The organism is Pseudomonas sp. P5_B3 (assembly GCF_056400405.1).
This window is the reverse complement of record NZ_JBFULI010000020.1, coordinates 58,528-82,208: the sequence shown is the minus strand read 5'-3', so window position 1 is coordinate 82,208 and position 23,681 is coordinate 58,528. Positions and strand designations below refer to the sequence as shown.

The 23,681-nt window shown below is 59.5% G+C and carries 25 protein-coding genes; 18 read left to right on the top strand and 7 right to left on the bottom strand.

The genetic code is table 11. From position 1 onward, the window contains the following. Window positions 1-207 precede the first annotated feature (207 nt). Window positions 208-1,896 carry a long-chain-fatty-acid--CoA ligase FadD2 gene (gene fadD2 / locus AC1DRN_RS14220; protein WP_223459423.1) on the top strand — a complete coding sequence of 563 codons (1,689 nt, stop codon included), beginning with the start codon at window positions 208-210 and terminating at the stop codon, window positions 1,894-1,896. Between the two features lie 395 nt (window positions 1,897-2,291). After that, entirely contained in the window at window positions 2,292-3,992 is a 1,701-nt protein-coding gene (gene fadD1, locus AC1DRN_RS14215; protein WP_223459421.1) for a long-chain-fatty-acid--CoA ligase FadD1, read from the top strand. 142 nt (window positions 3,993-4,134) lie between these two features. Here fadD1 and AC1DRN_RS14210 read toward each other — a convergent pair whose 3' ends face one another. Continuing rightward, complete coding sequence (locus AC1DRN_RS14210; RefSeq protein ID WP_046042266.1) at window positions 4,135-4,512, bottom strand: hypothetical protein; 378 nt, start codon at window positions 4,510-4,512, stop codon at window positions 4,135-4,137. 355 nt (window positions 4,513-4,867) lie between these two features. On the opposite strand from AC1DRN_RS14210, the gene AC1DRN_RS14205 reads away from it, so the two are divergent. Both AC1DRN_RS14205 and def read left to right on the top strand, forming a co-directional pair. Next, the gene (locus tag AC1DRN_RS14205; protein ID WP_223459419.1) at window positions 4,868-5,824 is read left to right on the top strand and encodes a YihY/virulence factor BrkB family protein; all 957 of its coding nucleotides are present in this window, start codon (window positions 4,868-4,870) and stop codon (window positions 5,822-5,824) included. Between the two features lie 2 nt (window positions 5,825-5,826). Next, the gene (gene def, locus AC1DRN_RS14200) at window positions 5,827-6,366 is read left to right on the top strand and encodes a peptide deformylase (protein WP_223459417.1); all 540 of its coding nucleotides are present in this window, start codon (window positions 5,827-5,829) and stop codon (window positions 6,364-6,366) included. A 108-nt stretch (window positions 6,367-6,474) separates the two neighbouring features. Here def and AC1DRN_RS14195 read toward each other — a convergent pair whose 3' ends face one another. Then, on the bottom strand, window positions 6,475-6,885 hold the full coding sequence (locus AC1DRN_RS14195; RefSeq protein ID WP_223459415.1) for a GNAT family N-acetyltransferase: 411 nt from the start codon (window positions 6,883-6,885) through the stop codon (window positions 6,475-6,477). Window positions 6,886-7,214: 329 nt separating this feature from the next. Here AC1DRN_RS14195 and AC1DRN_RS14190 point away from each other — a divergent pair, with 329 nt between their 5' ends. The 4 genes from AC1DRN_RS14190 (at window position 7,215) to AC1DRN_RS14175 (ending at window position 10,861) form a co-directional block, all read left to right on the top strand. After that, window positions 7,215-8,156: a fatty acid desaturase gene (locus AC1DRN_RS14190; protein WP_223459413.1), complete on the top strand. Its 942-nt coding sequence runs from the start codon at window positions 7,215-7,217 to the stop codon at window positions 8,154-8,156. A gap of 152 nt (window positions 8,157-8,308) precedes the next feature. Next, entirely contained in the window at window positions 8,309-9,100 is a 792-nt protein-coding gene (locus AC1DRN_RS14185; RefSeq protein ID WP_223459411.1) for a phosphate/phosphite/phosphonate ABC transporter substrate-binding protein, read from the top strand. Window positions 9,101-9,302: 202 nt separating this feature from the next. After that, window positions 9,303-9,851 (top strand): sigma-70 family RNA polymerase sigma factor, encoded by a 549-nt coding sequence (locus AC1DRN_RS14180; RefSeq protein WP_223459409.1) that lies wholly within the window; start codon window positions 9,303-9,305, stop codon window positions 9,849-9,851. Continuing rightward, entirely contained in the window at window positions 9,848-10,861 is a 1,014-nt protein-coding gene (locus tag AC1DRN_RS14175; RefSeq protein WP_223459407.1) for an ABC transporter substrate-binding protein, read from the top strand. Before AC1DRN_RS14180 ends, AC1DRN_RS14175 begins: the two co-directional genes overlap by 4 nt. A gap of 143 nt (window positions 10,862-11,004) precedes the next feature. Here the strand turns inward: AC1DRN_RS14175 and gstA are convergent, their stop codons facing one another. Next, the gene (gene gstA / locus AC1DRN_RS14170) at window positions 11,005-11,607 is read right to left on the bottom strand and encodes a glutathione transferase GstA (RefSeq protein WP_223459405.1); all 603 of its coding nucleotides are present in this window, start codon (window positions 11,605-11,607) and stop codon (window positions 11,005-11,007) included. A 99-nt stretch (window positions 11,608-11,706) separates the two neighbouring features. Here gstA and AC1DRN_RS14165 point away from each other — a divergent pair, with 99 nt between their 5' ends. Beyond that, window positions 11,707-12,597 carry a LysR family transcriptional regulator gene (locus AC1DRN_RS14165; RefSeq protein WP_223459403.1) on the top strand — a complete coding sequence of 297 codons (891 nt, stop codon included), beginning with the start codon at window positions 11,707-11,709 and terminating at the stop codon, window positions 12,595-12,597. 73 nt (window positions 12,598-12,670) lie between these two features. Here AC1DRN_RS14165 and AC1DRN_RS14160 read toward each other — a convergent pair whose 3' ends face one another. Continuing rightward, window positions 12,671-13,306, bottom strand: coding sequence for a glutathione S-transferase family protein (locus AC1DRN_RS14160; RefSeq protein WP_223459401.1), 636 nt, complete (start codon window positions 13,304-13,306; stop codon window positions 12,671-12,673). A gap of 398 nt (window positions 13,307-13,704) precedes the next feature. On the opposite strand from AC1DRN_RS14160, the gene AC1DRN_RS14155 reads away from it, so the two are divergent. Beyond that, on the top strand, window positions 13,705-13,953 hold the full coding sequence (locus AC1DRN_RS14155; RefSeq protein WP_223459399.1) for a DUF6124 family protein: 249 nt from the start codon (window positions 13,705-13,707) through the stop codon (window positions 13,951-13,953). Window positions 13,954-14,140: 187 nt separating this feature from the next. Here AC1DRN_RS14155 and gntR read toward each other — a convergent pair whose 3' ends face one another. Then, complete coding sequence (gene gntR / locus AC1DRN_RS14150) at window positions 14,141-15,172, bottom strand: HTH-type transcriptional regulator GntR (protein WP_223459396.1); 1,032 nt, start codon at window positions 15,170-15,172, stop codon at window positions 14,141-14,143. A 215-nt stretch (window positions 15,173-15,387) separates the two neighbouring features. Here gntR and AC1DRN_RS14145 point away from each other — a divergent pair, with 215 nt between their 5' ends. Further along, on the top strand, window positions 15,388-15,921 hold the full coding sequence (locus AC1DRN_RS14145; protein WP_223459394.1) for a gluconokinase: 534 nt from the start codon (window positions 15,388-15,390) through the stop codon (window positions 15,919-15,921). An 81-nt stretch (window positions 15,922-16,002) separates the two neighbouring features. After that, window positions 16,003-17,355, top strand: coding sequence for a GntP family permease (locus AC1DRN_RS14140; protein WP_223459392.1), 1,353 nt, complete (start codon window positions 16,003-16,005; stop codon window positions 17,353-17,355). A gap of 233 nt (window positions 17,356-17,588) precedes the next feature. Here AC1DRN_RS14140 and alaC read toward each other — a convergent pair whose 3' ends face one another. Then, window positions 17,589-18,806, bottom strand: coding sequence for an alanine transaminase (alaC, locus tag AC1DRN_RS14135; protein WP_223459390.1), 1,218 nt, complete (start codon window positions 18,804-18,806; stop codon window positions 17,589-17,591). Window positions 18,807-18,945: 139 nt separating this feature from the next. On the opposite strand from alaC, the gene AC1DRN_RS14130 reads away from it, so the two are divergent. From AC1DRN_RS14130 to AC1DRN_RS14120, 3 genes are all read left to right on the top strand, one after another. Then, window positions 18,946-19,608: a LysE family translocator gene (locus tag AC1DRN_RS14130; protein WP_223459387.1), complete on the top strand. Its 663-nt coding sequence runs from the start codon at window positions 18,946-18,948 to the stop codon at window positions 19,606-19,608. A 66-nt stretch (window positions 19,609-19,674) separates the two neighbouring features. Next, entirely contained in the window at window positions 19,675-20,160 is a 486-nt protein-coding gene (locus AC1DRN_RS14125) for a GyrI-like domain-containing protein (protein ID WP_223459386.1), read from the top strand. Between the two features lie 98 nt (window positions 20,161-20,258). Further along, complete coding sequence (locus AC1DRN_RS14120) at window positions 20,259-20,747, top strand: GNAT family N-acetyltransferase (RefSeq protein ID WP_477786732.1); 489 nt, start codon at window positions 20,259-20,261, stop codon at window positions 20,745-20,747. Between the two features lie 145 nt (window positions 20,748-20,892). Here AC1DRN_RS14120 and AC1DRN_RS14115 read toward each other — a convergent pair whose 3' ends face one another. Further along, window positions 20,893-21,378: a GNAT family N-acetyltransferase gene (locus tag AC1DRN_RS14115; RefSeq protein ID WP_223459382.1), complete on the bottom strand. Its 486-nt coding sequence runs from the start codon at window positions 21,376-21,378 to the stop codon at window positions 20,893-20,895. 141 nt (window positions 21,379-21,519) lie between these two features. On the opposite strand from AC1DRN_RS14115, the gene AC1DRN_RS14110 reads away from it, so the two are divergent. The 3 genes from AC1DRN_RS14110 to AC1DRN_RS14100 all read left to right on the top strand — a co-directional run bounded on the left by AC1DRN_RS14110 (window position 21,520) and on the right by AC1DRN_RS14100 (window position 23,593). Beyond that, complete coding sequence (locus AC1DRN_RS14110) at window positions 21,520-21,945, top strand: YybH family protein (protein WP_223459379.1); 426 nt, start codon at window positions 21,520-21,522, stop codon at window positions 21,943-21,945. Window positions 21,946-22,011: 66 nt separating this feature from the next. Beyond that, the gene (locus AC1DRN_RS14105; RefSeq protein ID WP_108215161.1) at window positions 22,012-22,356 is read left to right on the top strand and encodes a YciI family protein; all 345 of its coding nucleotides are present in this window, start codon (window positions 22,012-22,014) and stop codon (window positions 22,354-22,356) included. A gap of 1 nt (window position 22,357) precedes the next feature. Further along, complete coding sequence (locus tag AC1DRN_RS14100) at window positions 22,358-23,593, top strand: RNA polymerase sigma factor (protein ID WP_223459377.1); 1,236 nt, start codon at window positions 22,358-22,360, stop codon at window positions 23,591-23,593. Window positions 23,594-23,681: the final 88 nt, after the last annotated feature.

Here is a 23,681-nt window from a genome sequence, read left to right as displayed (position 1 = left end):
CTCGTTGCAGTTTATAGCGCATCCTTGGCTGGGCGTCTGATCAGCCTACGCCACGGCAGAAAGATTCATACGGTCAATGACGGCTGGGGGCATATTTGCCTGCTACGTCATAACTGCTAGTGTCCGTGAAGCTCCGCTTTTTGCATTTTTTTTGAAAAATGACAGAAAAGTGGCCCCGGATAGATTCAGGTAAAGAGGACAACAACAATGCAACCTGATTTCTGGAATGACAAACGCCCGGCCGGCGTGCCCCTGGATATCGATCTGGGAACCTACAAGTCGGTGATCGAGGTGTTCGAGCGTTCCTGCAAGAAGTTTGCTGACCGCCCGGCGTTCAGCAACATGGGCGTGACCCTGACCTACGCCGAACTGGAACGCCAGAGCGCTGCCTTCGCCGGCTACCTGCAAGCCCACACCGATCTGGTGCCGGGTGACCGCATCGCGGTGCAGATGCCCAACGTCCTGCATTACCCGATTGCCGTGTTCGGTGCCTTGCGCGCCGGGTTGATCGTGGTCAACACCAACCCGCTGTACACCGCGCGGGAAATGCGTCACCAGTTCAAGGATTCCGGCGCCCGGGCGCTGGTGTACCTGAACATGTTCGGCCAGAAAGTCCAGGAAGTGCTCCCCGACACCGATATCCAGTACCTGATCGAAGCGAAGATGGGCGACCTGATGCCCACCGCCAAGGGGTGGCTGGTCAACACCATGGTCAGCAAGGTCAAGAAAATGGTCCCGGACTATTCCTTGCCCCAGGCCATTTCTTTCAAGAGTGCGTTGCACATGGGCCGTGGCCTGGGTATCAAGCCGCTGAGCGTCGGCCTTGACGACATCGCCGTGCTGCAATACACCGGTGGCACCACCGGCCTGGCCAAGGGCGCGATGCTGACCCACGGTAACCTGGTGGCGAACATGCAACAGGCACGGGCCTGCCTCAGCCAGTCGGCCAGCGACGGTCAGCCGCTGCTGCGCGAAGGCCAGGAGGTGATGATCGCGCCGCTGCCGCTGTACCACATCTATGCCTTCACAGCGAACTGCATGTGCATGATGGTGACGGGCAACCACAACGTGCTGATCACCAATCCGCGTGACATCGCCGGCTTCATCAAGGAGCTGAAGAACTGGCGGTTCTCGGCGTTGCTGGGGCTCAACACGTTGTTCGTCGCGCTGATGGACCACCCGGACTTCAAGACCCTGGACTTCTCCAGCCTCAAGCTCACCAACTCCGGCGGTACTGCGCTGGTCAAGGCCACTGCCGAGCGTTGGGAGCAACTGACGGGATGCCGCATTACCGAAGGTTACGGCCTGACCGAAACTTCGCCGGTGGCCTGCACCAACCCCTACGGCGATCAATCGCGGATCGGCACGGTCGGCATGCCGGTGCCGGGCACCACGCTGAAAGTCATCAGTGATGACGGCGTCGAGCAACCTTTGGGCGAACGCGGCGAGTTGTGCATCAAAGGCCCGCAGATCATGAAGGGCTACTGGCAGAAACCCGATGCCACGGCCGAAGTGCTGGATGCCGAGGGCTGGTTCAAGTCCGGTGACATTGCGGTGATCGATCCGGACGGTTTCGTGCGCATCGTCGATCGCAAGAAGGACATGATCATTGTCTCGGGTTTCAACGTGTACCCGAACGAGATCGAAGACGTGGTGATGGCCCACCCGAAAGTCGCCAACTGTGCGGTCATCGGTGTGCCCGACGAGCGGTCGGGGGAGGCGGTGAAGCTGTTTGTGGTGGCCCGTGAAGCTGGGGTCAGCCTTGAAGAGTTGAAGGCTTACTGCAAGGAGAATTTCACGGCGTACAAGGTACCGAAGCACATCGTGCTGCGTGAGTCGTTGCCGATGACGCCGGTGGGCAAGATCCTGCGGCGGGAGTTGCGGGATATCGCCTGATCGATGAATGGCTGATCCCTGTAGGAGCGAGCTCGCTCGCGATGGACGTCAACGATAACGCGCCCTGTTTGAATGATCGCGTTGTCCGGACGTTTTTCGTCGGAACGCCGCCCGGAACAAGCTCGCTCCTACAGTTTTAGCGCGAAAGCCCCGATTTTCGGGGCTTTCGGGGATGTATAGAATTTTTGCTCTAAAATGACCAATCGATAGTCTTGAGTCACAATCGTGACCGTAGAGGCCGCTTTTGGCTCTGGTCGACCCCTGGCAAAGCTGCTACTCTCGGCGCGCTTTGTGACTTCTCGGCCTTCTATCAGCCAGATTCACCAATGACCAAACACCAATAATAATCGCATCAAATGCGGTGCTGAATTCGCGTTGCTGAGGAGTGGGCTTCCATGATCGAAGACTTTTGGAAGGATAAGTACCCAGCTGGGATTGCTGCTGATATCAATCCAGACGAGTATCCGAATATTCAGGCAGTGTTGAAGCAATCCTGCCAACGCTTCGCCAACAAGCCGGCATTCAGCAACCTGGGCAAGACACTCACCTACGGTGAACTGTACGAATTGTCCGGTGCGTTTGCCGCTTACCTGCAACAGCATACCGACTTGCAGCCTGGCGATCGAATCGCCGTGCAACTGCCCAACGTGTTGCAGTACCCGGTAGCCGTCTTCGGCGCGATCCGCGCCGGGCTGATCGTGGTCAACACCAACCCGCTGTACACCGCGCGGGAAATGGAACACCAATTCAACGACTCCGGTGCCAAGGCCCTGGTCTGCCTGGCCAATATGGCGCACCTGGCAGAAACCGTGGTGCCGAAAACCGGCGTCAAGCACGTGATCGTCACCGAAGTCGCCGACCTGCTGCCGCCGCTCAAGCGTCTGCTGATCAACAGCGTCATCAAGTACGTGAAGAAGATGGTGCCGGCCTATCACTTGCCAAAAGCCGTCAAGTTCAATGAAGTGCTGAGCAAGGGCCTGGGCCAGCCAGTGGCGGAAGCCAACCCGGCCAGCGGCGATGTCGCGGTGCTGCAATACACCGGCGGCACCACCGGCGTGGCCAAGGGCGCGATGCTGACCCACCGCAACCTGGTGGCGAACATGCTGCAGTGCAAGGCGCTGATGGGTTCCAACCTCAATGAAGGTTGCGAGATCCTGATCACACCGCTGCCGCTGTATCACATCTATGCGTTCACCTTTCATTGCATGGCGATGATGCTGATCGGCAACCACAACATCCTGATCAGCAACCCGCGTGACCTGCCGGCGATGGTCAAGGAACTGTCGAAGTGGAAGTTCAGCGGCTTCGTCGGTCTTAACACTCTATTCGTAGCCCTGTGCAACAACGAAGGCTTCCGCAAACTGGACTTCTCCGCGCTGAAAGTCACCTTGTCGGGCGGCATGGCCCTGCAATTGGCCGCGGCCGAGCGCTGGAAAGCGGTGACCGGTTGCGCCATCTGCGAAGGTTACGGCATGACCGAAACCAGCCCGGTGGCGACAGTCAACCCGATCCAGAATATCCAGATCGGCACCATCGGCATTCCGGTGCCGTCGACCCTGTGCAAAGTGATCAATGATGCCGGTGTCGAGCAACCGATGGGCGAAATCGGCGAGCTGTGCGTGAAAGGCCCACAGGTCATGAAAGGCTACTGGCAGCGCCAGGAGGCCACCGATGAGATCCTCGACAGCGAAGGCTGGTTGAAGACCGGTGACATCGCGCTGATCCAGCCCGATGGCTACATGCGTATTGTCGATCGCAAGAAAGACATGATCCTGGTGTCCGGTTTCAACGTGTATCCGAACGAACTCGAAGACGTGCTGGCTACCCTGCCGGGTGTGCTGCAATGCGCGGCCATCGGTGTACCGGACGAGAAGTCGGGCGAGGCGATCAAGATTTTCATCGTTGCCAAGCCGGGCGTGACCCTGACCAAGGAACAGGTGATGGAGCACATGCGCGCCAACGTCACCGGCTACAAGGTCCCGCGTTCCGTGGAGTTTCGCGATGCACTGCCGACCACCAACGTCGGCAAGATCCTGCGTCGTGAACTGCGCGATGAAGAGCTGAAGAAGATCAACGCGAAGAAAGCCACCGCGTAAAACAAGAAGCCCCGCCGATGCGGGGCTTTTTGTTGACGCCTGACACAGGTAGACGACCTGTAGGAGCCGGCTTGCTGGCGATGGCGGGGTATCAGTCAACATTGATGCGTCAGATATACCGCMATCGCCAGCAAGCCGGCTCCTACAAGCGAAACGGCGCGAAGTTGACGTTGGTGCCCGCCGGGCGCATGTCCTGCAGGAAGGAGTCTTTGTCGGCGCTCAGTTCCAGGCTCAATGCCGCCTTGCGCTTGCCTTCATTGCGCACCACCAGGCCTTCGAGCTTCTCGCGCAGGAACACGGTCGGCACTTTCAGGTGCAGCAGTTCGTCGGTGTCCGGGGTGTGCATCAGCAGGTGAATCCACTCGTACTGACCGATTGCAAGGCGCGTCACCGGGAGGTCGAACCACCAGATGTTGCGGTTACGGTTCAGTTCGGCGAAGTGGCAGTTGTTGACGCCAAGCACAGCACCGCCGAGTTCCTGGTTTCTGCGGGCAATGGCCTGCTTTTTATCGAGTTTCATAACATTCCTACGGGATTGGATCTTCAGCGCCATGGCCTGAATGTGTTGCGCATTCTCAGGGGTTGGCCCGCAAACATAAAGCGCAACCTGCACTGAACGATGAAATGTCGTGGTGAAATTAAATGAAACTCCCTGCAAAAGCCCCCGGTCAACCTTGTGTAACGACTKTCCTTCGTTGAAATGCCTTTAATGAAAAGAAGACGCGGCCATCTTCAGATGGCCGTTTTTGTGTCAGCCTGAACTTGCGCATTGAAATTGTTTCAAAGTCGCCATCTGGGCTACCTTGATGAAAGAAATCGGCCCCTGAGTCGCCACGACTTCCACCCAAATCCGTATGCGGCGAATGGAGACGCGAATGATTTTTCCGGACATGAGAGGCTTGCCCCTGCACCGTGTGATGATGCGCACGGTCACTGAGTTCGTCGCCGACGAGATGTCGACCTATGCCTCGGCGCTGGCCTATCAAATGCTGTTTTCGCTGTTTCCGTTCATCCTGTTCCTGATTGCCCTGATCGGCTTCCTGCACCTGCCGGATTTTTTCTCCTGGTTGCGCCTGCAATCGGAACTCGTATTGCCGCCCCAGGCGCTGGAGCAGGTCAACCCGGTGATCGACCAGCTTCAGCAGTCCAAGGGTGGGTTGCTGTCGGTGGGTATCGTGATTGCGCTGTATACCGCGTCCGCCGGTGTGCGGCTGATGATGAGCGCGATGAACGCTGCCTACGACGTGGTAGAAGGGCGCCCGCTGTGGAAACGCTTTCCGTTGTCGATCATCTACACCGTCGGCATTGCCGGCATGCTGCTGATCGCCGCAGCGCTGATGGTGCTCGGGCCGCAGGTGATGGAGTGGATCGCTGCGCAAGTCGGCCTTGAGAACTTTATCGTCACGCTCTGGACCATCGCGCGCTGGCCGGTGATCGTGATTCTGATGATGGTCGCGGTGGCGTTGATCTACTACGTCATGCCCGACGTCAAACAGGAATTCCGCTTCATCACCCCAGGCTCGGTGCTGGCGGTGGTGGTGTGGATCATCGCTTCCCTGGGCTTCGGTTTGTACGTCAAGGAGTTCGCCAACTACAACGCCATGTATGGCAGTATCGGTGCGATCATCGTGCTGTTGCTGTACTTCTACATTTCCGCAGCGGTGCTGCTGCTGGGCGCGGAGATGAACGCGGTGATCGAGCACATGTCGCGAGAGGGCAAGGACCCCGGCGAAAAAGTGGCTGGCGAGCATGGTCCCGTCCATGAGGAAAAGCACCACGTGTCGGGACTGGGCCGCGATCACTCACACAAACCGACCATTGACGAAACCTGATCATGATTCGTGAAATTCTGAAAATGGGCGATGAACGCCTGCTGCGCATTGCCCCGCCAGTGCCGGCCGAAATGTTCGACAGCCCCGAGCTGTGGCAACTGATCGATGACATGTTCCAGACTATGGAGAGTGTGGGTGGCGTTGGCCTCGCTGCTCCGCAGATCGGCGTCGACCTGCAACTGGTGATCTTCGGTTTCGAGCACAGCGAGCGTTATCCGGATGCCGAGGCTGTGCCACAGACGATCCTGATCAACCCGTTGATCACGCAGCTGAGCCCGATTCTGGAAGAGGGCTTCGAAGGCTGTTTGTCGGTACCGGGACTGCGCGGCGCGGTGCAGCGTTACCAGCAGATTCGCTACGAAGGCGTCGACCCCAAGGGCCAACCCATCGTGCGTTTTGCTTCGGGGTTTCATGCGCGGGTGGTGCAGCATGAGTGTGATCACCTGATCGGCCGCCTGTACCCGTCGCGCATTACCGACTTCAGCAAGTTTGGCTTCACCGAGGTTATGTTCCCGGACCTGGACCCCAACGCGGACGACTAAAGCCGCCGTAAAACCTGTAGGAGCGAGCCTGCTCGCGAAAGCGGTCTAACAGTCAGCATTGATGGTGACTGACACACCGCCATCGCGTTCAGGCTCGCTCCTACAGATTTAGGGCGCCAACCCCATCGCAATCATCGGCTTGCTACGCGCATAGCGGCTCAAGCGTTCAACCATCGCGTAAGGCATCGGCGGATCGAAAGCAAATCCGCGTCGCTCATAAAACTCTCGCAAATCCGGATGACAGAACAACCACACCGGCTGTTCGCAATCCTTCACCGCAGCCGCAATCAACCCGGCGGCAATCCCTTGTTCGCGACACTCCGGATCGACAAACAACCCGGTCAGCCAATGCCCGCCGGACACCGGACGCAAACACAGCACGGCAACAATCTGGTCACGCCGGGCCACCCACAACTGCGCATCGCGCACGGCTTTCATCGACGATTGGTGAGCGCGATAGAACTTGTTCATCAATGGCCATAACGGCTCGTCGAGCAGGGTGAATTGGGTATCGGGCATGGTCTCGGACTGTCGGTGTGCAAAGCGGACTATTATAAAAGAACGCACGCGCCGGGATAGGTGTATACCTGTTCTCACATCCCCATGAGTGGAGTACGCATCATGTCCAAAGGTCTGGATTCAAAGAAAGCGGCGAAAAAGAAACCAGTGAAAACCGCCATTGAAAAGCGCGCGGACAAGAAGGCCAAAAAGGTCGGCGTGTTCGGTCACTGATCCCGCGTTGATCGATCGCTCCCATGCACCATGGGAGCGATCCTCCTGAAAATAATCTGCAATATTTCCCAAGGCCATTGCACAGAAGGGGATTGGTCCCCGATCTGAGCAACGCCATGCCCCATTACTTTGATAGCGCCCACCAGGAAGAAATAGAAACCCTGCGCCGACGCTTCACCGCGCGTACCGAGTGGCCGACCTGGTTGCTGTTGATCGGTGTGTACGGCGCCTGGTTTGGCATTGTGTTGAACAGCCATCGGTTGGGTTTGTGGTGGAGCACTCTGTTGCTGATTCCATTGCTGGTGTTGTGGCTATCCGTGCAACACGAACTGCTGCACGGTCATCCCACGCGCTGGCCAACCCTGAACAAAATCCTTGGCTACGCACCGTTTGCCGTCTGGTATCCGTACACCTTGTATCGCGATAGCCATTTGCTGCATCACCGCGACGAGGACCTGACCATMCCCGGTCGTGATCCGGAAAGCCGTTACCTGAGTGCCGGGCAGTGGCAGGGCAGCTCACCGCTGGTGCGTAGCCTGCACTGGCTGAACAAAACCGTGCTCGGCCGCTTTGCCCTGGGGGCACCGCTGGCCTTGCTGACGCTGGCCGGTGAAGAGCTGCAACGCCTCAGAGCAGGCGAGCGACAGGCCTGGCTGATGTGGTTGAGTCACGGCTTGATGACAGGAGTGATGCTGCTGTTTATCGCAAGCTTCAGTGTGTTGCCGGTTTGGCATTACCTGTTTTTGATCAGTGTGCCGGCACTGTCGATTGCCATGATTCGCTCCTACTATGAACACCGACCTCATGCGGCGCCGGAGCAACGCACCGTGCTCAATGAAGCGGCGTGGCCGTGGCGCTGGCTGTTCCTGAACCTTAATTTTCATCTGGTGCATCACGAGTTGCCGGGGTTGCCGTGGTACGACCTGCCCCGCGCCTACAGCGCCCGCCGCGAGCAATGGCTGGCGCGTAGTGGGGGATTCCTGGTGCGGGGTTATGGGCAGTTTTGGCGTGAACATGGAGTAAAAGCCATCGACAGCCCGAGGCATCCGTTTCACTGATGCCTGATCACCAACGACCCCTGTAGGAGCGGGCTTGCCCGCGAAGAGGCCGGCACATCCAGCATCAATGTTGTCAGGCAGAACGCTTTCGTCGGATCGCCGCCCGGAGCAAGCCCGCTCCTACAGAGGTTACGTTACGCAGGAACATTTCGATGACCCAACACATCGCCGAACTACTGATGTACACCGCCCCCGAACCCATTCACCAGGCCAGCGAGCGCTGGCTGGCGCGAATCCTCGAGCACCTGGGCGAAACCCGCCGTGATGCCGAAGGCCTGTCACTGATGCAGGTGTGGTTGTCGCCGCATTTACTGCTGACACAAACCTGCGGCTATCCGCTGATGACGGCATTGCGCGGCAAGGTCCGGGTGCTGGGGCGGCCTCGTTATGAGCTGCCGGACAGCAGCGATGGCAATCATTGCAGCCTGATTCTGGGACGCCTTGATGATGCACGGCCAACCCTGGCAGATTTTCGCGGCAGCCTAGGCGTGATCAATGACCAGGACTCCAACAGCGGCATGAATCTGCTGCGCCACCGGTTGGCGCCGCTGCAACGTGACGGACGGTTTTTTGCTCAGGTGGGAATCAGCGGCAGCCATCGCGAAAGCCTGCGCTGGTTACGCGAAGGCCTTGCCGATCTGGCGGCCATCGACAGCGTGACCTTTGCCTACCTGGCGCGGCATGCCACAGAGGAAGTGGCCGGCTTGCAGGTGATTGCCCGCAGTGCGCTCAGTCCTGCCTTACCGTTCATTACCGCCGCGACGGTCAACGATGAGCAGGCTGAAGAGCTTCTGCGGGTGATGAACCTGGCGTTGCGCGAATTGTCGGAGGTTGCCGAAATTCTCGGTTTGCCAGAGGTACTGCCCGCCAACGAAAGCGACTATCAGGTTGTGCTCGATTATCAGCGTGAGGCCGAGACGTTGGGGTATGGGGAAGTGCGATAAGGTTTGAGTGTTGGGTCCAGGTACCCCGAAACCCTGTAGGAGCGAGCTTGCTCGCGAAAGCGGTCTATCAGGCACACCTTTGTTTAATTCCATAAACGAATATAAAAATAAGTTTTAAGTATTATTAATGAATAAGGCTCCTTGCTAGGATTCGCCTCACCGGACCACCGGACATTCAGCGACCCCTAACCCAGGAGCCCCTATGTCCGGCGCCGATATTCTTCATCGCAAACACGTGGACGGCCTGTTCCGCGCTCACTACCACTGGCTCTGCACGCGCCTGCGTCAGTCTCTGAACGATGCCGCCGCTGTCGAAGACATTGCCTGCGAAACTTTCGTGCAATTGCTCGAAGCCCCTGGCCTGACGGCCATCCGTGAACCCCGTGCCTTGCTCACCACCATCGCCCGGCGTCTGCTCTATCAGCGTTGGCGTCGAGGTGATCTGGAGCGCCAGTATCTTCAGCAATTGCAACAGGCCGAACCGATCCACGCCGAATCGCCGGAGGCACTGGCTCAGATGTCCCAGACCCTGACCCGTGTGGATCGCAGTCTTCAGCGGCTGCCAGGCAAAGTGCGTTCGACCTTCCTGCTGTCGCGGATCGACGGCCTGACCTATCCGCAAATTGCCGCCGCGCTGGGCATCTCGCTGCGTTCGGTCAGCGACTACATGACCCGTTCCCAGGCCCTGTGCGACCGGCACAGCGCCAATCAACCCCTGAACCGTCCACTCCAGAACAAGAGGTCCGCATGAGATCGATCAAAACCCTGCTCGGCAGTTCGTTGCTGGCCCTGAGCCTGTTGTCCCACCCGGCCTCGGCCACGGAGAAAATCGCGCCCATTCACTTTGGCGACATCACCTGGGAAAGCGGCAGCCTCATCACCGAAATCCTGCGCCTGATCGTTGAAAAAGGTTACGGCTACCCGACCGACACGCTGCCGGGCAGCACCGTCAGCCTTGAAGCGGCGCTGGCCAAAAACGATATCCAGGTTATCGGTGAAGAGTGGGCCGGACGCAGTCCGGCCTGGGTCAAGGCTTCCGCGGAGGGCAAAGTGTTCGGCCTGGGTGATACGGTCAAAGGCGCCACCGAAGGTTGGTGGGTGCCGGAGTACGTGATCAAGGGCGATCCCGAGCGCGGCATCAAGCCATTGGCCCCGGAGCTGAAATCCGTTGCTGATCTGGCGAAGTACAAGGATGTGTTCCGCGACCCTGAAGACCCGAGCCGCGGACGTTTCCTCAACAGCCCGACCGGCTGGACCTCGGAAATCGTCAACAGCCAGAAGCTCAAGGCCTATGACCTGACCGCCAGCTACGTCAACTTCCGCACGGGGTCTGGTGCCGCACTGGATGCCGAGGTGGCGTCGTCGATCCGCCGTGGTAAACCGGTGCTGTTCTACTACTGGTCGCCGACACCGCTGTTGGGGCGTTTCAAACTGGTGAAACTCGACGAACCGCCGTTCGACGCGCAAGCCTGGAAAACCCTGGCCGACGCCAACAACCCGAACCCCAAAGGCACGCGCTCGATGCCAGCGAGCCTGGCCATCGGCGTATCGGCACCGTTCAAGGCGCAATACCCGGACCTGGTGACGTTCTTTGAAAAGGTCGACCTGCCGATCGATCTGTTGAACCAGACCCTCGGCCAGATGAGTGAAAAGCGCCAGAAACCCCGGGAAGTCGCCGAAGCGTTTTTGCGTGAGCAGCCGCAGGTGTGGAAGGGCTGGGTGCCGGGGGAGGTGGCTACCAGGGTGAGTGCCAGTTTGTAGTTTTGTGTTGTCTGGAAGGTCGTCATCGTCGGAACGCCGCCCGGAGCCGGCTCGCTCCCACATTAGGTCTGTATTGCCCACAAAACCCGTGGTCAACCAAGATCCCCTGTAGGAGCAAGCCTGCTCGCGATTGATCTCAAGCCTTACGCCAACTCTGCGGTCAACGCCGCTTTCACCGCCGGCCGCTGATCCACCCTGGCTTGAAACCTTGCCAACGCAGGCCACTCATTCAATTGAATGTCGAACAACCGAGCCCAGCGCAACACCGTAAACAAATACGCATCAGCAACGCTGAACCCGCCCGCCATCAAGTAATCCTGCCGCTCCAGCGTCTGGTTCAACACGGCCAAACGCTTGAACAGTTTCTCCTTGATCAGCGCTTTCACCTCTTCGGGAAATCGAGCGTTGAACAGCCAGCCGAGCCCGCCGTGAATCTCCGTCGAGATGAAGTTCAGGCATTCCTGCAATCGCACCCGCTCAAATGTCCCCAGGGCTGCAGCCAGTTTCGCGTCTGGATGTAGATCAGCCAGGTATTGCAGGATCGCCGGGCCTTCGGTCAGCACTTCGCCGTTATCCAGTTGCAAGGCGGCCACGTAGCCCTTGGGGTTGATGGCCAGGAAATCATCGCCAGCAGCGGTTTTCCTGGTGGCGTTATCGACACGGATCAATTCGAAGGGCAGTTCCAGTTCGCGCAATACGATATGTGGCGCGAGCGAGCAGGCTTGGGGGGCGTAATACAGCTTCATGGGGCGGGCTCTGGTTGTGGGTTTACGCCAGTGTCATAGTGCGCGGTACCCCCGGTAAAATTAATCTTTCAGAAATCTGCCATAAGGAACGCTACTGCCATGATGAACCTGATGCACTGGCGAATGGTGGTGGCCGTGGCGGATACCGGCAACATCACCCGGGCTGCCGAACGGGTCGGCATGACCCAGTCAGGGGCCAGCCAGGCCCTGGCCTTGATCGAGGAAACCCTGGGCGTTCAATTGTTCACCCGGGAAAACCGCCAGACATTGCCGACAGCCATCGGCCTGCCGGTCATCGAGCAGGCACGGACCATGCTCGGTGCGCTGCAGGCCATTCGCAGCACCGTCGAGGCCGCAAAAGGTGTTGAACGCGGGACGATTCGCCTGGCCAGTTTCCCCATGGTACTGGCGACGTTTCTGCCGCCGTTGCTACGTCAGTTCAACCGGCTTTACCCCGGCATCGAGGTGGTCGCCCTGGAAGTCAGCGATGACGAAGTGGAAACCCTGCTCGGCGCGGGGCTGGTGGATGTCGGCGTGGTGCTCAATCCGTCTCCCGGGCGCAAGGCCAGTCCTTTGGGACGCGATGCCTGGATGGCGGTGTTGCCCGGGGGCCATCCACTGGCGCGGCGAACTCATGAAGAGGGCGTCTCCCTCGACGAATTGTCGAAGCAACCTTTTGTACTGGCCACGGGCGGTTATTCGACCAATGCGCGAAGCCTGGCTGCCAATGCGGGGCTGCAACTGCAGGATGTGCGCGTCGAGGTCCGTGAATGGAGCAGTGCGTTCACCCTGGTGCGGGAAAACATCGGCGTGAGCCTGGTGCCGGAAATGACGCTGCCAGGTAATCGGCAGGGTTTGCGCGTGGTGCCGGTGCTGCCGCGGATCGACCGCGAGTTTGCCTTGGTGGTCGCGGCGAACAAACCACCGTCGGCGGCGGTGCAGGCGCTGCTGGACATGCTCGATGGACACAAACCCCTGGCAAGCAACTGAACCGATTTTGTCCTCAATGCTGACCGACTAGTGGCTTTGCTGTATGGCGATCCAGGCGGCAACCTGCGGCCATTCAGGGTAAGCCGTTGCAGCAATGCTTCAGGAAACCGGGGTGTTGCGCCAGGCGTTTGAAATACTCATCGATGGCGGGGTAGTCAGGACGGTCGATCGGCGTCATCAGCCAGCGATTGACCGACAAACCGATGACAACGTCGGCCAGAGTAAAACTTGGCCCGGCGACATACGCCTTGGTGGTCGCGAGTTGATGTTCGAGGATGCCCATTTTCTGGTTCCAGCCGCGGATGCCGACGTCGAGGCGATGGGCGTCCTGGAATTCCGGGTCCTTGCGCACCAGTGCCATGAACGCATAGGTCCAGGACGGATTGAGCTCGATGGCTTGCCAATCCATCCACTGCTCCACCCGGGCGCGTGCGGCCGGTTCGCCAGGCAGCAGCTCGTGGTGGTGTTGGTGTTTGCCGGCCAGATAGCGGCAGATGGTATTGGACTCCCACAACGCGCCGGCTTCATCGATGATCACCGGCACCTGAGCGTTGGGATTGAAGCGCAGGAACTCGGGGCTGTGGGTGGACGCGAAGCCACTGCCCCAGTCCTCGCGTTCGTAGGCAATGCCCAGTTCCTCGCAAGTCCACAGGACTTTTCGGACGTTGATGGACGAGGTTTTGCCGAGAATCTTCAGGGGGTGTTCCATTTGAGCAACTCCTTCGCGAATGGCGTGTATGTAATTGTAGGAGCGGTCTGTAGGAAAGGCGTTTCAACAGGTTTCCACTGCCTACGATTTATTGCGTCATTGCCTACAACTACGCCAGAATCCGCCGGCTTGTGCGCTTGGTATCCGGACTCTATCGTTGCGCGTCGCTGCAAATTCAGCGATCGGGTCTAGCAGCCTGGATACTTTAGACGCATGACGTCCACCATTCGTGAGCAGGTATTTTTATGTCTGCCAGTTCATGTTATGGCGGTTGTGCGTGGGAAGATCTTCGGGTCTACCGGGTTCTAGAGTCCTGGTCTGCTAGCCCGCGCACGGCTGCCACCCTATTTTCGTCTAGCAGCGAATCGTGGCAGCTCCATCACTCTAGGAGCATTGCCATGTTCAAACCCACGCCGAACCCCCCACGCAATCCCAGCCCAATGTTCTCCATCTCACCCGGCATCAATAACGAAACCCTGTTGGCGCACGCCTGCGAATCACTGGCCTCGGCGAGTGTGATGACCAATGACTTTGCTACGTTTCTGGAAGGAAGTCAGCGCAAAACGGCATTGGCGATTGCACAGATCATCATGCTGGCCGAACTGGCGGTGAACCGGGTGCTGGATAACCTCGATCCGCAGGAATAGTCGCGGAATCTGTGGCGAGGGGGCTTGTCGGAACGCCGCACCGCCCCGTTCGGCTGCGAAGCAGTCGTAATCCAGCTCACTTGGTTTAACTGTATGACCGCAGTGTCTGTTTTGGGGTCGCTTCGCAACCCAACGGGGGCAAGCCCCCTCGCCACAAAATCTCACTCCACAGTGGTTTGTGTCGTGCCTACGTGCTTTCGCGCACCTTCAACTCAAACCCCATGTCCTGCACCGGCTTGGCCACGGTATTGCCGGCCATCAGCGTCAGCATTTGTTCCGCCGCGCGGCGGCCGATGGCTTCGCGTGGGGTGTTGATGCTGCTCAGGCGCGGGACCATGTGGGCCGACATCGGCAAGTCGTTGAAGCCGAGGATCGCCACTTGCTCGGGGATCTTGATTCCGCAGCGCATGGCTTCGAGCAAAGCGCCCTGGGCCAGGTCGTCGTTGCCGAAGAAGATCGCGTCGACATCCGGATGACTGGCCAGCAGTTGCAGAAACAACTCGCCGCCGAGGCCGACGGAGGATGAGCGGGGTGTCAGCACTTCCAGGTCCGGGTCATACAGACCGGCCCTTTTCAGGGCTTTGCGGAAGCCTTCGCCGCGCAGCAAGGTGCGCTGGTCCAGTTGCGCGCCGATGTAGGCCAGACGCTTGCGACCACGGGACAGCAAGTGTTCGGCAGCCGTTTCGCCGGCGGCCAGTTGCGAAAAGCCAACGCAATTGAGCCCGGCCGCACTGTCCAGTTCCATCATGTACACACACGGAATGTTGCTGGCTTCGATCATCCGCCGCGAACTTTCGGTGCGGTCGAAACCCGTCAGCAACAAGCCGCGGGGTTGATAGGCCATGTAATTGCGCAGCAGGTTTTCTTCTTCATCGCGCGAATAATGGAAGTTGCCGATCAGCACTTCGAAGCCCCTGGGGCGCAAAACCTGATGAATGGCTTCCAGGGTGTCGATGAACAAAAGGTTCGACAGCGACGGCACCAACACCACCACCGACTGGCTCTGGGCCGAGGCCAGGGCACGGGCCGCAGGGTTGACGACATAGTTGAGTTCCAGCGCCGCTTTCTGCACCTTTTCCACAAGTTCAGTGGCCACGGTGCTGACGCCCCGCAAGGCGCGGGAGGCGGTGATCGGGCTGACGCCGGCCAGTCGGGCAACTTCGTTCAGGGTAGGGCGGCCAGTGGTGCGGGTATTTTTATCGTTTTTAGTTGGATTCATCGACGGCTTGCCAAACAAAATTCAAGGCACTAAGGTAGCGCTGTCTCGATGCAGCTGCAAATGCGTGAGCGAGGGTTCGCCTGATCCTTGCTTTTTGGTGTCGGGACCTAACCTGCTGCAACCCATAAAATGACAAGAAAGGCGTCGGCAACTTCTGCTTTTGGTCTGGTGTCATAACTGGCAAAGGTAGCGCTGTCTGCGCGCTGAGGTGTTACATGAATCATCCCATCACCGCCCTGGTCATCATGGGCGTTGCCGGTTGCGGCAAGACGTGCGTCAGCGAGGCCCTGTGCCATTTGAGCGGCGCCACGGCCATTGAAGGCGACTCTTTCCACCCTGCCGCCAATATCGAAAAGATGAGCGCGGGGATCCCCCTGAACGACGAAGACCGCGCCGGCTGGCTCGACAGCCTGTGCGATGAACTGCGCCGTGTCGACGCCAAGGGCCAGCGCCCGGTGCTGACCTGTTCGGCGCTCAAGCACATCTATCGCGAACGTTTGCGCAGTGCCTTGCCGGGCCTGGGCTTCGTGTTCCTTGAACTGACCCCCGAAGTGGCCGCCGACCGCGTCTCCCATCGGCCAGGCCACTTCATGCCGTCGACCCTGATCGACAGCCAGTTCGCCACCCTCGAATCGCCCGTCGGCGAGCCGCTGACCCTGGCGCTGGATGCTTCGAGCCATAGTGTCGAGCAACTGGCGGCGCAGGCTCATGCCTGGTGGCAGGCGAACGGCCTGAAACAGGCGGTATGACTGTGTTCCCAAAGACAGCGCTGTCCTCACGGCTTCTGATTAACCCGCTTTAATAACAACAACAACCAGGAGACACCCCTAATGTTTGGCATGTCCCACGAGACGTTCCTGCTGCTCGATGCAGTGGTCACGGTGATCGGGCTTATCGTTCTGATTACCAAGTTCAAATTGCACCCGTTCATTGCCCTGATCATTGCCGCCGCTTTCCTCGGGCTGACCTCCGGCATGCCGATCGGCACCATCATCAAGGCGTTCCAGGACGGCTTCGGTGGTGTGCTTGGTTTTGTCGGCATCATCCTGGCGCTGGGCACCATGCTCGGCAAAATGATGGCCGAATCGGGTGGTGCGGATCAGATTGCGCAGACGCTGATTCGCGCCTTCGGCAAGGACAAGGTGCAGTGGGCGATGATGTTCGCCGCGTTCCTGGTCGGTATTCCGCTGTTCTTCGAGATCGGCTTCGTGCTGCTGATCCCGCTGGTGTTCATCGTTGCCCGGCGCACCGGCGTGTCGATCATCAAGATCGGTATCCCGCTGCTGGCCGGTCTGTCCGCCGTGCATGGTCTAGTTCCGCCGCACCCGGGTCCGTTGCTGGCCATCGGCGTGTTCGGTGCCGACATCGGTAAAACCATCCTTTACGGCCTGATCGTTGCGCTGCCGACGGCCATTATTGCCGGCCCGATCTTCGGTACGTTCATTGCCAAGCACATTCCTGGTCATCCGAATCAGGAACTGGTGGATCAACTGGTGCGCGATGAGAATGCAGGCGATCTGCCTAGCTTCGGCATTACCCTGATCACTGTGCTGTCGCCCGTGTTCCTGATGTTGCTCAAGACCTTTGCCGATGTGGTGCTGCCAGACGGCAACTTCTTCCGCACCTTCATGGACCTGATCGGTCACCCGATCTCGGCTCTCCTGCTGGCGTTGCTGCTGTCGCTGTACACCTTCGGCTACAAGCAGGGCATCGGTTCGCAACAGATGCTCAAATGGCTGGATGCGAGCCTTGCGCCGACCGCCGCGATCATCCTGATCATCGGTGCCGGTGGTGGCTTCAAGCAGATGCTGGTAACCAGCGGTGTAGGTGATGTGATCGGTCACATGGCGGTGGCTGCACAGATCTCACCGATCCTGCTGGCCTGGCTGGTGGCAGCGGTGATTCGTATCGCGACCGGTTCGGCGACCGTGGCGACCATTACCGGTGCCGGTATCGTAGTGCCGGTGGTGGGGATGATTCCGGGCGTGAACCGCGAACTGCTGGTGCTGGCCACCGGTGCAGGTTCCCTGATCCTGTCCCACGTCAACGACGCCGGTTTCTGGCTGGTCAAGCAGTACTTCAACATGACAGTGGCCGAAACCTTCAAGACCTGGACCGCGATGGAGACCATCCTGTCGGTGGTGGGCCTGGGCTTTATCCTGTTGTTGTCGTTGTTCGTTTAAGCGATTCGACAGGCACAAAAAAACCGCAGCGATGCGGTTTTTTTGTGGGTGAAGATTTGTGGCTACGCACTCTTTGTGGCGAGGGGGCTTGCCCCCGTTCGTCTGCGAAGCAGACGTAAATCCGGTCAATGCGTTCTATCTGAAGATCTGCGGTGACTGGTTTTGGGGCCGCTTCGCGGCCCAACGGGGGCAAGCCCCCTCGCCACAGGAATGTTGTTGCCACAGTTTTTTTGTCAGGCGTTGGTTTTCGGTGCCAACCCATCCGCCCGGAACATCCCGCGAATCCCGCGTACGGCCTGACGAATCCGGTCCTGGTTTTCGATCAGGGCAAAGCGCACGTGGTCATCGCCGTACTCGCCAAACCCGACGCCCGGCGAGACACACACCTTGGCCTCGGACAGCAGTTTCTTGGCAAACTCCAGCGAGCCCAGGTGCGCATAAGTCTCGGGAATCTTCGCCCAGACGTACATCGACGCTTTCGGGTTTTCCACCATCCAGCCCAGCTCATGCAGGCCTTTGACCAGCACGTTGCGCCGTTGCCGATACTGCTCGGCGATGTCGCGCACGCATTGCTGATCGCCTTCCAGCGCAGCAATCGCCGCCACTTGCAGCGGGGTGAAGGTGCCGTAGTCGTGGTAGCTCTTGATCCGCGCCAGGGCATTGACCAGTTCCGGGTTGCCGACCATGAAGCCAATGCGCCAGCCGGCCATGTTGTAGCTCTTGGATAGGGTGAAAAATTCCACCGCAATGTCCTTGGCGCCCGGCACCTGCATGATCGACGGGGCTTTCCAGCCGTCGTAGACGATGTCGGCGTACGCCAGGTCGTGCACCACCAGCACGTCGTACTGCTTGGCGAGGGCAATGACACGCTCGAAGAAATCCAGCTCCACGCACTGCGCGGTGGGGTTGGACGGGAAACCGAGGATCATCATCTTCGGCTTCGGAATCGAGCCGCGAATCGCCCGCTCCAGTTCAGCGAAGAAATCCACGCCCGGCACCAGCGGCACCGAGCGCACCTGGGCACCGGCAATCACCGCGCCGTAGATGTGAATCGGGTAGCTCGGGTTCGGCACCAGTACGGTGTCGCCCTGATCCAGGGTGGCCAGCATCAGGTGCGCCAGGCCTTCCTTGGAGCCGATGGTGACGATGGCTTCGCTTTCCGGGTCGATGTCGACCTCGTAGCGATCCTTGTACCAGTTGGAAATCGCCCGGCGCAGGCGTGGAATACCCTTGGAAGTGGAGTAGCCGTGGGTGTCTTCGCGCTGGGCCACCGTCACGAGTTTTTCGACGATGTGCGGCGGCGTGGCGCCGTCGGGGTTGCCCATGCTCAAGTCGATGATGTCTTCGCCACGACGACGGGCGGCCATCTTCAGCTCGGCGGTGATGTTGAAAACGTAAGGGGGGAGTCGATCTATGCGCGCAAAGCGGCGCGGCGAACCTTGTTCGGCCATTGTTGCCTCGGATAACGTAAGCGCCCGGAACCGTCCGAGCGACGCTGGCCACTGCGGTGGCCTGTGGCGGAATGTACGGGCAGCTGTGGCAGACTGTCCAGCCTCCATGTAAACAAATTTTTCCGAAGGATAGGGTTCGATGGAATTTACCAGCGGCTTCTTGTTGAGCCTCTCGCTGTGCCTGGATATCGGCGTGGCCAACATTGCGATGATCACCCTGGCCATGCAGCGCGGCTATTTCCAGGGCTTTGCCCTGGGCCTCGGGACCTGCGTCGGCGACTTGATCTACGCGGTGCTGGCGCTGGCCGGCATGACCGTGTTGCTGCAATACGAAACCGTGCGTTGGGTGTTGTGGATCGGCGGTTCGGCGCTGCTGGTGTACTTCGCAGCGAAGATGGTCTATTCGGCGATTCACCACGAGGCGCTGCTGGCCGAGACGGCGGAGGTCGGGAACAACTCCCACCGCAAGGAATTTTTCCGCGGGATCTTTCTCGCCATGTCGTCGCCCAGCGCGATTCTCTGGTTCGCTGCAGTCGGCGGCACGCTGATCGCCCGTTCCGGTGGCGGTGGTCCGCTCAGTTCGGCACTGTTTCTCGGCGGTTTCCTCTGTGCCGGGCTGCTCTGGTCGGCAGGCTTGTGCTTCGCCGCGAGCCATGGCGGCAAGTTGCTGGGCGATAAGCTGCTGCGTTATTCCTACATGGCATCAGCGGCGATCTTCTGCTATTTCGCGGTCTACGTGATTCTATCGGGTTACAACGAGTTCGTTGGCGCCGCTGCTGTCGAGCAATTGCACGCGCTGTAATTGGGCGAATCGGGTTTGGCTTCTATACTTCCAGCCGAACCCATTTTATGTGTCAGGAGTCGAGTCATGGATGAGTTAGCACGCGTCGAACTGACGCAACCGCGCTTCGAACACGGGCACTTCCTGCTGATTGCAGGGCTTGGTGGAACATTTACCCAACAAACCGTTCATGGCATTCCCGAGCTCTGGGAGAAATTCAATCCGCATCTGGGCCAGATTCCGGGCCAAAAAGGCGAAGTCACTTACGGCGTCTGCTGCAATTTCGACGGCAAGGGCGGCTTCGATTACATCGCAGGGGTCGAGATCAGCAAACTCGACGATTTGCCGGAAACCTATCGCTGGGTTGAAGTGCAACCCCAGTATTACGCCGTGTTCGAGCACAAGGGGTCGCTGGATACCTTGCCGCAGACCTTTCGCTACATCTTCGACACCTGGCTGCCACAGTCCGGACACCAGGCGCTGGACGCCCCGGAATTCGAACGCTACAGCGAAGACTTCAACCCGAACCTGCACACCGGAAAGCTGGAAATCTGGATGCCGATCAAGGCGTGACACGTACATCGAGAGGCGGACCGGACGATTCGCCTCTCGATGTCCCACAGCGGCTGATTTATCATCCCCAGCCTTTCCCACGCTGATTCCGAGCTGCCATGAACACCGTCATCCGCCACGTCACGCCTGCTGACCTGGATCGCTGCTTTGCCATCGAAAYCCTTGCCTATGAAGGCGACGAAGCCGCGACCCGCGAGAAGATCGCCACCCGCATCGCCACCTGGCCCGAGGGTTTTATCGTCGCGCAAGTGGACGGGGCAGTCGCCGGTTTCATCAATTCCGGTGCGGCGTTCCAGGTGGAAATGTCGGACGAAGCGTTCAAGGAACTGATCGGCCACGACCCGGCCGGGCCGCACGTGGTGATCATGTCGGTGGTGGTGCACCCGGATTATCAGGGGCTAGGCCTGGCCAAACGGCTGATGGCTGAGTTCATCGAGCGCATGCGCGCGATGGGCAAGGTCAGCATCAACCTGATGTGCAAGGAGCGGCATATTCCGTTGTACGCTGGATTTGGTTTTGCCTACGTCAAACCCTCGGCATCCGACCATGGCGGCATGGCGTGGCATGAGATGGTGCTCGAACTCTGATCCGACGAAGATCCCCTGTAGGAGCGAGCCTGCTCGCGAWGGWGTGTCAGTCGACACCACTTATGCTGACACWCCWTCGCGAGCAGGCTCGCTCCTACAGGGGGCGGTGTTGTGTCAGGAATGTCTGCAAAAAACTAACGCGCAGTCAAAACACCAACCCCATCCGCCGCTCATAACCGATCCGGCCTTTGTACGCCTCGCCGCTGTCGACAAAGCCAAACTTGGCGTACAGGGCGATGGCGGCCTCGTTGTCGGCATCCACCGACAACTCCAGCCCCCGGATTTCCGGCCAGGCCAGGCGCGCGGCCTCGGGCAGCGCTTGCAGGCAGGCCTTGCCGTAGCCTTTGCCCTGGGCGCGTCGATCGACTTGCAGGGCATGCAGGGTGGCGCTGTGCTCATCGGCCCAGGCCGGCAACACCGGTGGGCGCTTGAGCAGCAGGAAGGCCACGGGAATATCTTCGGCCAGCAGGGCAAATCCTTTGACTCCCGGGCCGGGCTTGGACAACAAGGTGTGCAAGGCACCGTGGATATCACCGGAAAACCTGATTTGCTGCGGATGCACTTCGATGGCCTCGACCTGTTGGCGCTGCTGCGTATTCAGGCTTTCATAAGGCACGAGTCGGGCTGTCACGGGTGTGTCCTTTTCCAGCATGAATAGAGCCTCGGATTCTAGCGATTCCGGCCGTTTGAATTATTTTTATTTCACTTGTCGATTCGCCGGATCGCCGGACGACTAAGGGTGTCTTCACTATAAAAACCACGGAGAACCACCATGAACTCGCAAACCCAGATTCATAACCTCATCGAGAACTATCGTCAGGCGGTCATGGCCAAGGACATTGAAAAAGTCATGGCCCTTTATGCCGATGACATCGTCTCCTTCGACGCGGTCAAGGCCCTGCAATTCAAAGGCAAGCCGGCGTATCGCGCGCATTGGCAGGCCTGCATGGAAATGTGCCCCGGCCCGCACATCTTCGAATTCCACGAAATCACCATCGAGCCGTCCCAGGAAATTGCGTTCGCTCACTGGCTCGCCCACTGCGGCGGCACCAATGAAAAAGGTGAAACCCAGTCCTGCTGGATGCGCGTCACCGCCTGCTATCGGCAAGAAGCCGGGCTGTGGCAGATCGTCCACGAGCATTGGTCGGCACCGTTCGACATGACCAGCGGCGCGACGCTGTTCGATCTCAAACCCTGATCGTCGGGAAGCCGAGCCAGAATGCCAATCAGCGACCATAGTTGATCGTTCGATAAGGAGAGCGTGATGAAGTATCTATGCCTGGTCTACAGCGATGAGCAGTTGCTGCATTCGCTACCGGAAAGCCCGAAGGACGAAGAGTGCATGGCCTATGCCGAGTCGATCCAGGGCAGTGGCCGGATGGTCGCCGCCGAGGCATTGGAGTCGGTGCAGACCGCCACCACGGTGCGCATGCGCAATGGCAAGATGTCGATCACCGACGGCCCGTTCGCCGAAACCAAGGAGCAGTTGGCCGGCTTCTACCTGATCGACGCCCGCGACCTCAACGAGGCCATTCAGGTCGCGGGCAACATTCCGGCGGCCCGGGTCGGCAGTGTCGAAGTGCGCCCCGTTCGGCAGTTGAATCCTTAAGATGCCGGGGCTGCCGGTTCAGGCGCAGGTCGAGCGGGTCTATCGTGAAGAGTCGCGGCGCATTCTCGCGACCCTGATTCGCTTGCTGGGGGATTTCGACCTCGCCGAAGAAGCCTTGCACGAGGCGTTTTTCATCGCGGTCGAACGCTGGCAGCGTGACGGCGTGCCGGACAATCCACGGGCCTGGCTGGTGTCCACCGGGCGCTTCAAGGCCATCGATGCCTTGCGTCGGCGCGCACGCTTTACCGCCTCGCAGCCCTTGCTGATCGCGCAACTGGAGGCGCTGGAGCAGGCCGACTGGAGTGATGAAGACGTGGAAGACGATCGCCTGCGGCTGATCTTCACTTGCTGCCACCCGGCCTTGGCGGCGGACGCGCAAGTGCCGCTGACGCTGCGGGAAGTCTGCGACCTGACCACGGAAGAAATCGCCCGGGCCTTTCTCTCGGCCCCGGCCACCATCGCCCAGCGCATCGTGCGCGCCAAGGCGAAGATCCGTGATGCGAAAATCCCTTATCAAGTGCCGACGCTGGCTGAGTTGCCTGAGCGTCTGGACAGCGTATTGCGGGTGATTTATCTGGTGTTCAACGAGGGTTATTCGGCGTCCATCGGAGCCGAACTGATCCGCGAGGATTTGACCAGAGAAGCGATCCGTCTCGGTCGGTTGCTGGTGGAACTGCTGCCGGCGCCGGAGGTCATGGGCTTGCTGGCGTTGATGCTGTTGCACGAGTCGCGACGCCCGGCCAGGACCTCGGCGAGCGGCGAGCTGATTGTGCTGGACGAGCAGGACCGTTCGCTGTGGGACGCCGGGTTGATCACTGAAGGCTGCACGCTGATCGAACAGGCACTGACCATGGGACGCTTCGGACCCTATTGCCTGCAAGCGGCCATCGCGGCGGTGCACGCCGAAGCGCCGACGGCGGGGGAAACCGATTGGCCGCAGATTGTCGGTCTGTATGACGTGCTGCTGCGGGCGGTGCCGTCGCCGGTGATCGAGCTGAATCGGGCGGCGGCTATTTCGAAACGTGATGGACCGCTGGCGGGGTTGACGCTGGTGGACGCCATTCTGGAGCGGGGAGAGTTGCTCGATTACCACCTGGCGTATTCGGCGCGGGCGCAATTCTGTCGGCAACTGGGTCGCAAGCAAGAGGCGCGGGCGGCGTGGGAACGGGCGCTGGCGTTGACCCGGCAAGAGCCGGAGCGGCGGTTTATTGAAGAGCGGCTCAGGGCGTTGGATTGATGCGGCCGTTCTGGCCTCATCGCGAGCAGGCTCGCTCCTACAGTGATAGGTGGTGCACACAAATTTTGTGACCGACACAATAACTTGT

What these genes read in the sequence shown, in the direction of transcription:
- fadD2 (WP_223459423.1), top strand. Translation starts at nt 208, where the DNA reads ATGCAACCTGATTTCTGGAATGACAAACGCCCGGCCGGCGTGCCCCTG.
- fadD1 (WP_223459421.1), top strand. Translation starts at nt 2,292, where the DNA reads ATGATCGAAGACTTTTGGAAGGATAAGTACCCAGCTGGGATTGCTGCT.
- AC1DRN_RS14210 (WP_046042266.1), bottom strand. Translation starts at nt 4,512, where the DNA reads ATGAAACTCGATAAAAAGCAGGCCATTGCCCGCAGAAACCAGGAACTC.
- AC1DRN_RS14205 (WP_223459419.1), top strand. Translation starts at nt 4,868, where the DNA reads ATGATTTTTCCGGACATGAGAGGCTTGCCCCTGCACCGTGTGATGATG.
- def (WP_223459417.1), top strand. Translation starts at nt 5,827, where the DNA reads ATGATTCGTGAAATTCTGAAAATGGGCGATGAACGCCTGCTGCGCATT.
- AC1DRN_RS14195 (WP_223459415.1), bottom strand. Translation starts at nt 6,885, where the DNA reads ATGCCCGATACCCAATTCACCCTGCTCGACGAGCCGTTATGGCCATTG.
- AC1DRN_RS14185 (WP_223459411.1), top strand. Translation starts at nt 8,309, where the DNA reads ATGACCCAACACATCGCCGAACTACTGATGTACACCGCCCCCGAACCC.
- AC1DRN_RS14180 (WP_223459409.1), top strand. Translation starts at nt 9,303, where the DNA reads ATGTCCGGCGCCGATATTCTTCATCGCAAACACGTGGACGGCCTGTTC.
- AC1DRN_RS14175 (WP_223459407.1), top strand. Translation starts at nt 9,848, where the DNA reads ATGAGATCGATCAAAACCCTGCTCGGCAGTTCGTTGCTGGCCCTGAGC.
- gstA (WP_223459405.1), bottom strand. Translation starts at nt 11,607, where the DNA reads ATGAAGCTGTATTACGCCCCCCAAGCCTGCTCGCTCGCGCCACATATC.
- AC1DRN_RS14165 (WP_223459403.1), top strand. Translation starts at nt 11,707, where the DNA reads ATGATGAACCTGATGCACTGGCGAATGGTGGTGGCCGTGGCGGATACC.
- AC1DRN_RS14160 (WP_223459401.1), bottom strand. Translation starts at nt 13,306, where the DNA reads ATGGAACACCCCCTGAAGATTCTCGGCAAAACCTCGTCCATCAACGTC.
- AC1DRN_RS14155 (WP_223459399.1), top strand. Translation starts at nt 13,705, where the DNA reads ATGTTCAAACCCACGCCGAACCCCCCACGCAATCCCAGCCCAATGTTC.
- gntR (WP_223459396.1), bottom strand. Translation starts at nt 15,172, where the DNA reads ATGAATCCAACTAAAAACGATAAAAATACCCGCACCACTGGCCGCCCT.
- AC1DRN_RS14145 (WP_223459394.1), top strand. Translation starts at nt 15,388, where the DNA reads ATGAATCATCCCATCACCGCCCTGGTCATCATGGGCGTTGCCGGTTGC.
- AC1DRN_RS14140 (WP_223459392.1), top strand. Translation starts at nt 16,003, where the DNA reads ATGTTTGGCATGTCCCACGAGACGTTCCTGCTGCTCGATGCAGTGGTC.
- alaC (WP_223459390.1), bottom strand. Translation starts at nt 18,806, where the DNA reads ATGGCCGAACAAGGTTCGCCGCGCCGCTTTGCGCGCATAGATCGACTC.
- AC1DRN_RS14130 (WP_223459387.1), top strand. Translation starts at nt 18,946, where the DNA reads ATGGAATTTACCAGCGGCTTCTTGTTGAGCCTCTCGCTGTGCCTGGAT.
- AC1DRN_RS14125 (WP_223459386.1), top strand. Translation starts at nt 19,675, where the DNA reads ATGGATGAGTTAGCACGCGTCGAACTGACGCAACCGCGCTTCGAACAC.
- AC1DRN_RS14110 (WP_223459379.1), top strand. Translation starts at nt 21,520, where the DNA reads ATGAACTCGCAAACCCAGATTCATAACCTCATCGAGAACTATCGTCAG.
- AC1DRN_RS14105 (WP_108215161.1), top strand. Translation starts at nt 22,012, where the DNA reads ATGAAGTATCTATGCCTGGTCTACAGCGATGAGCAGTTGCTGCATTCG.
- AC1DRN_RS14100 (WP_223459377.1), top strand. Translation starts at nt 22,358, where the DNA reads ATGCCGGGGCTGCCGGTTCAGGCGCAGGTCGAGCGGGTCTATCGTGAA.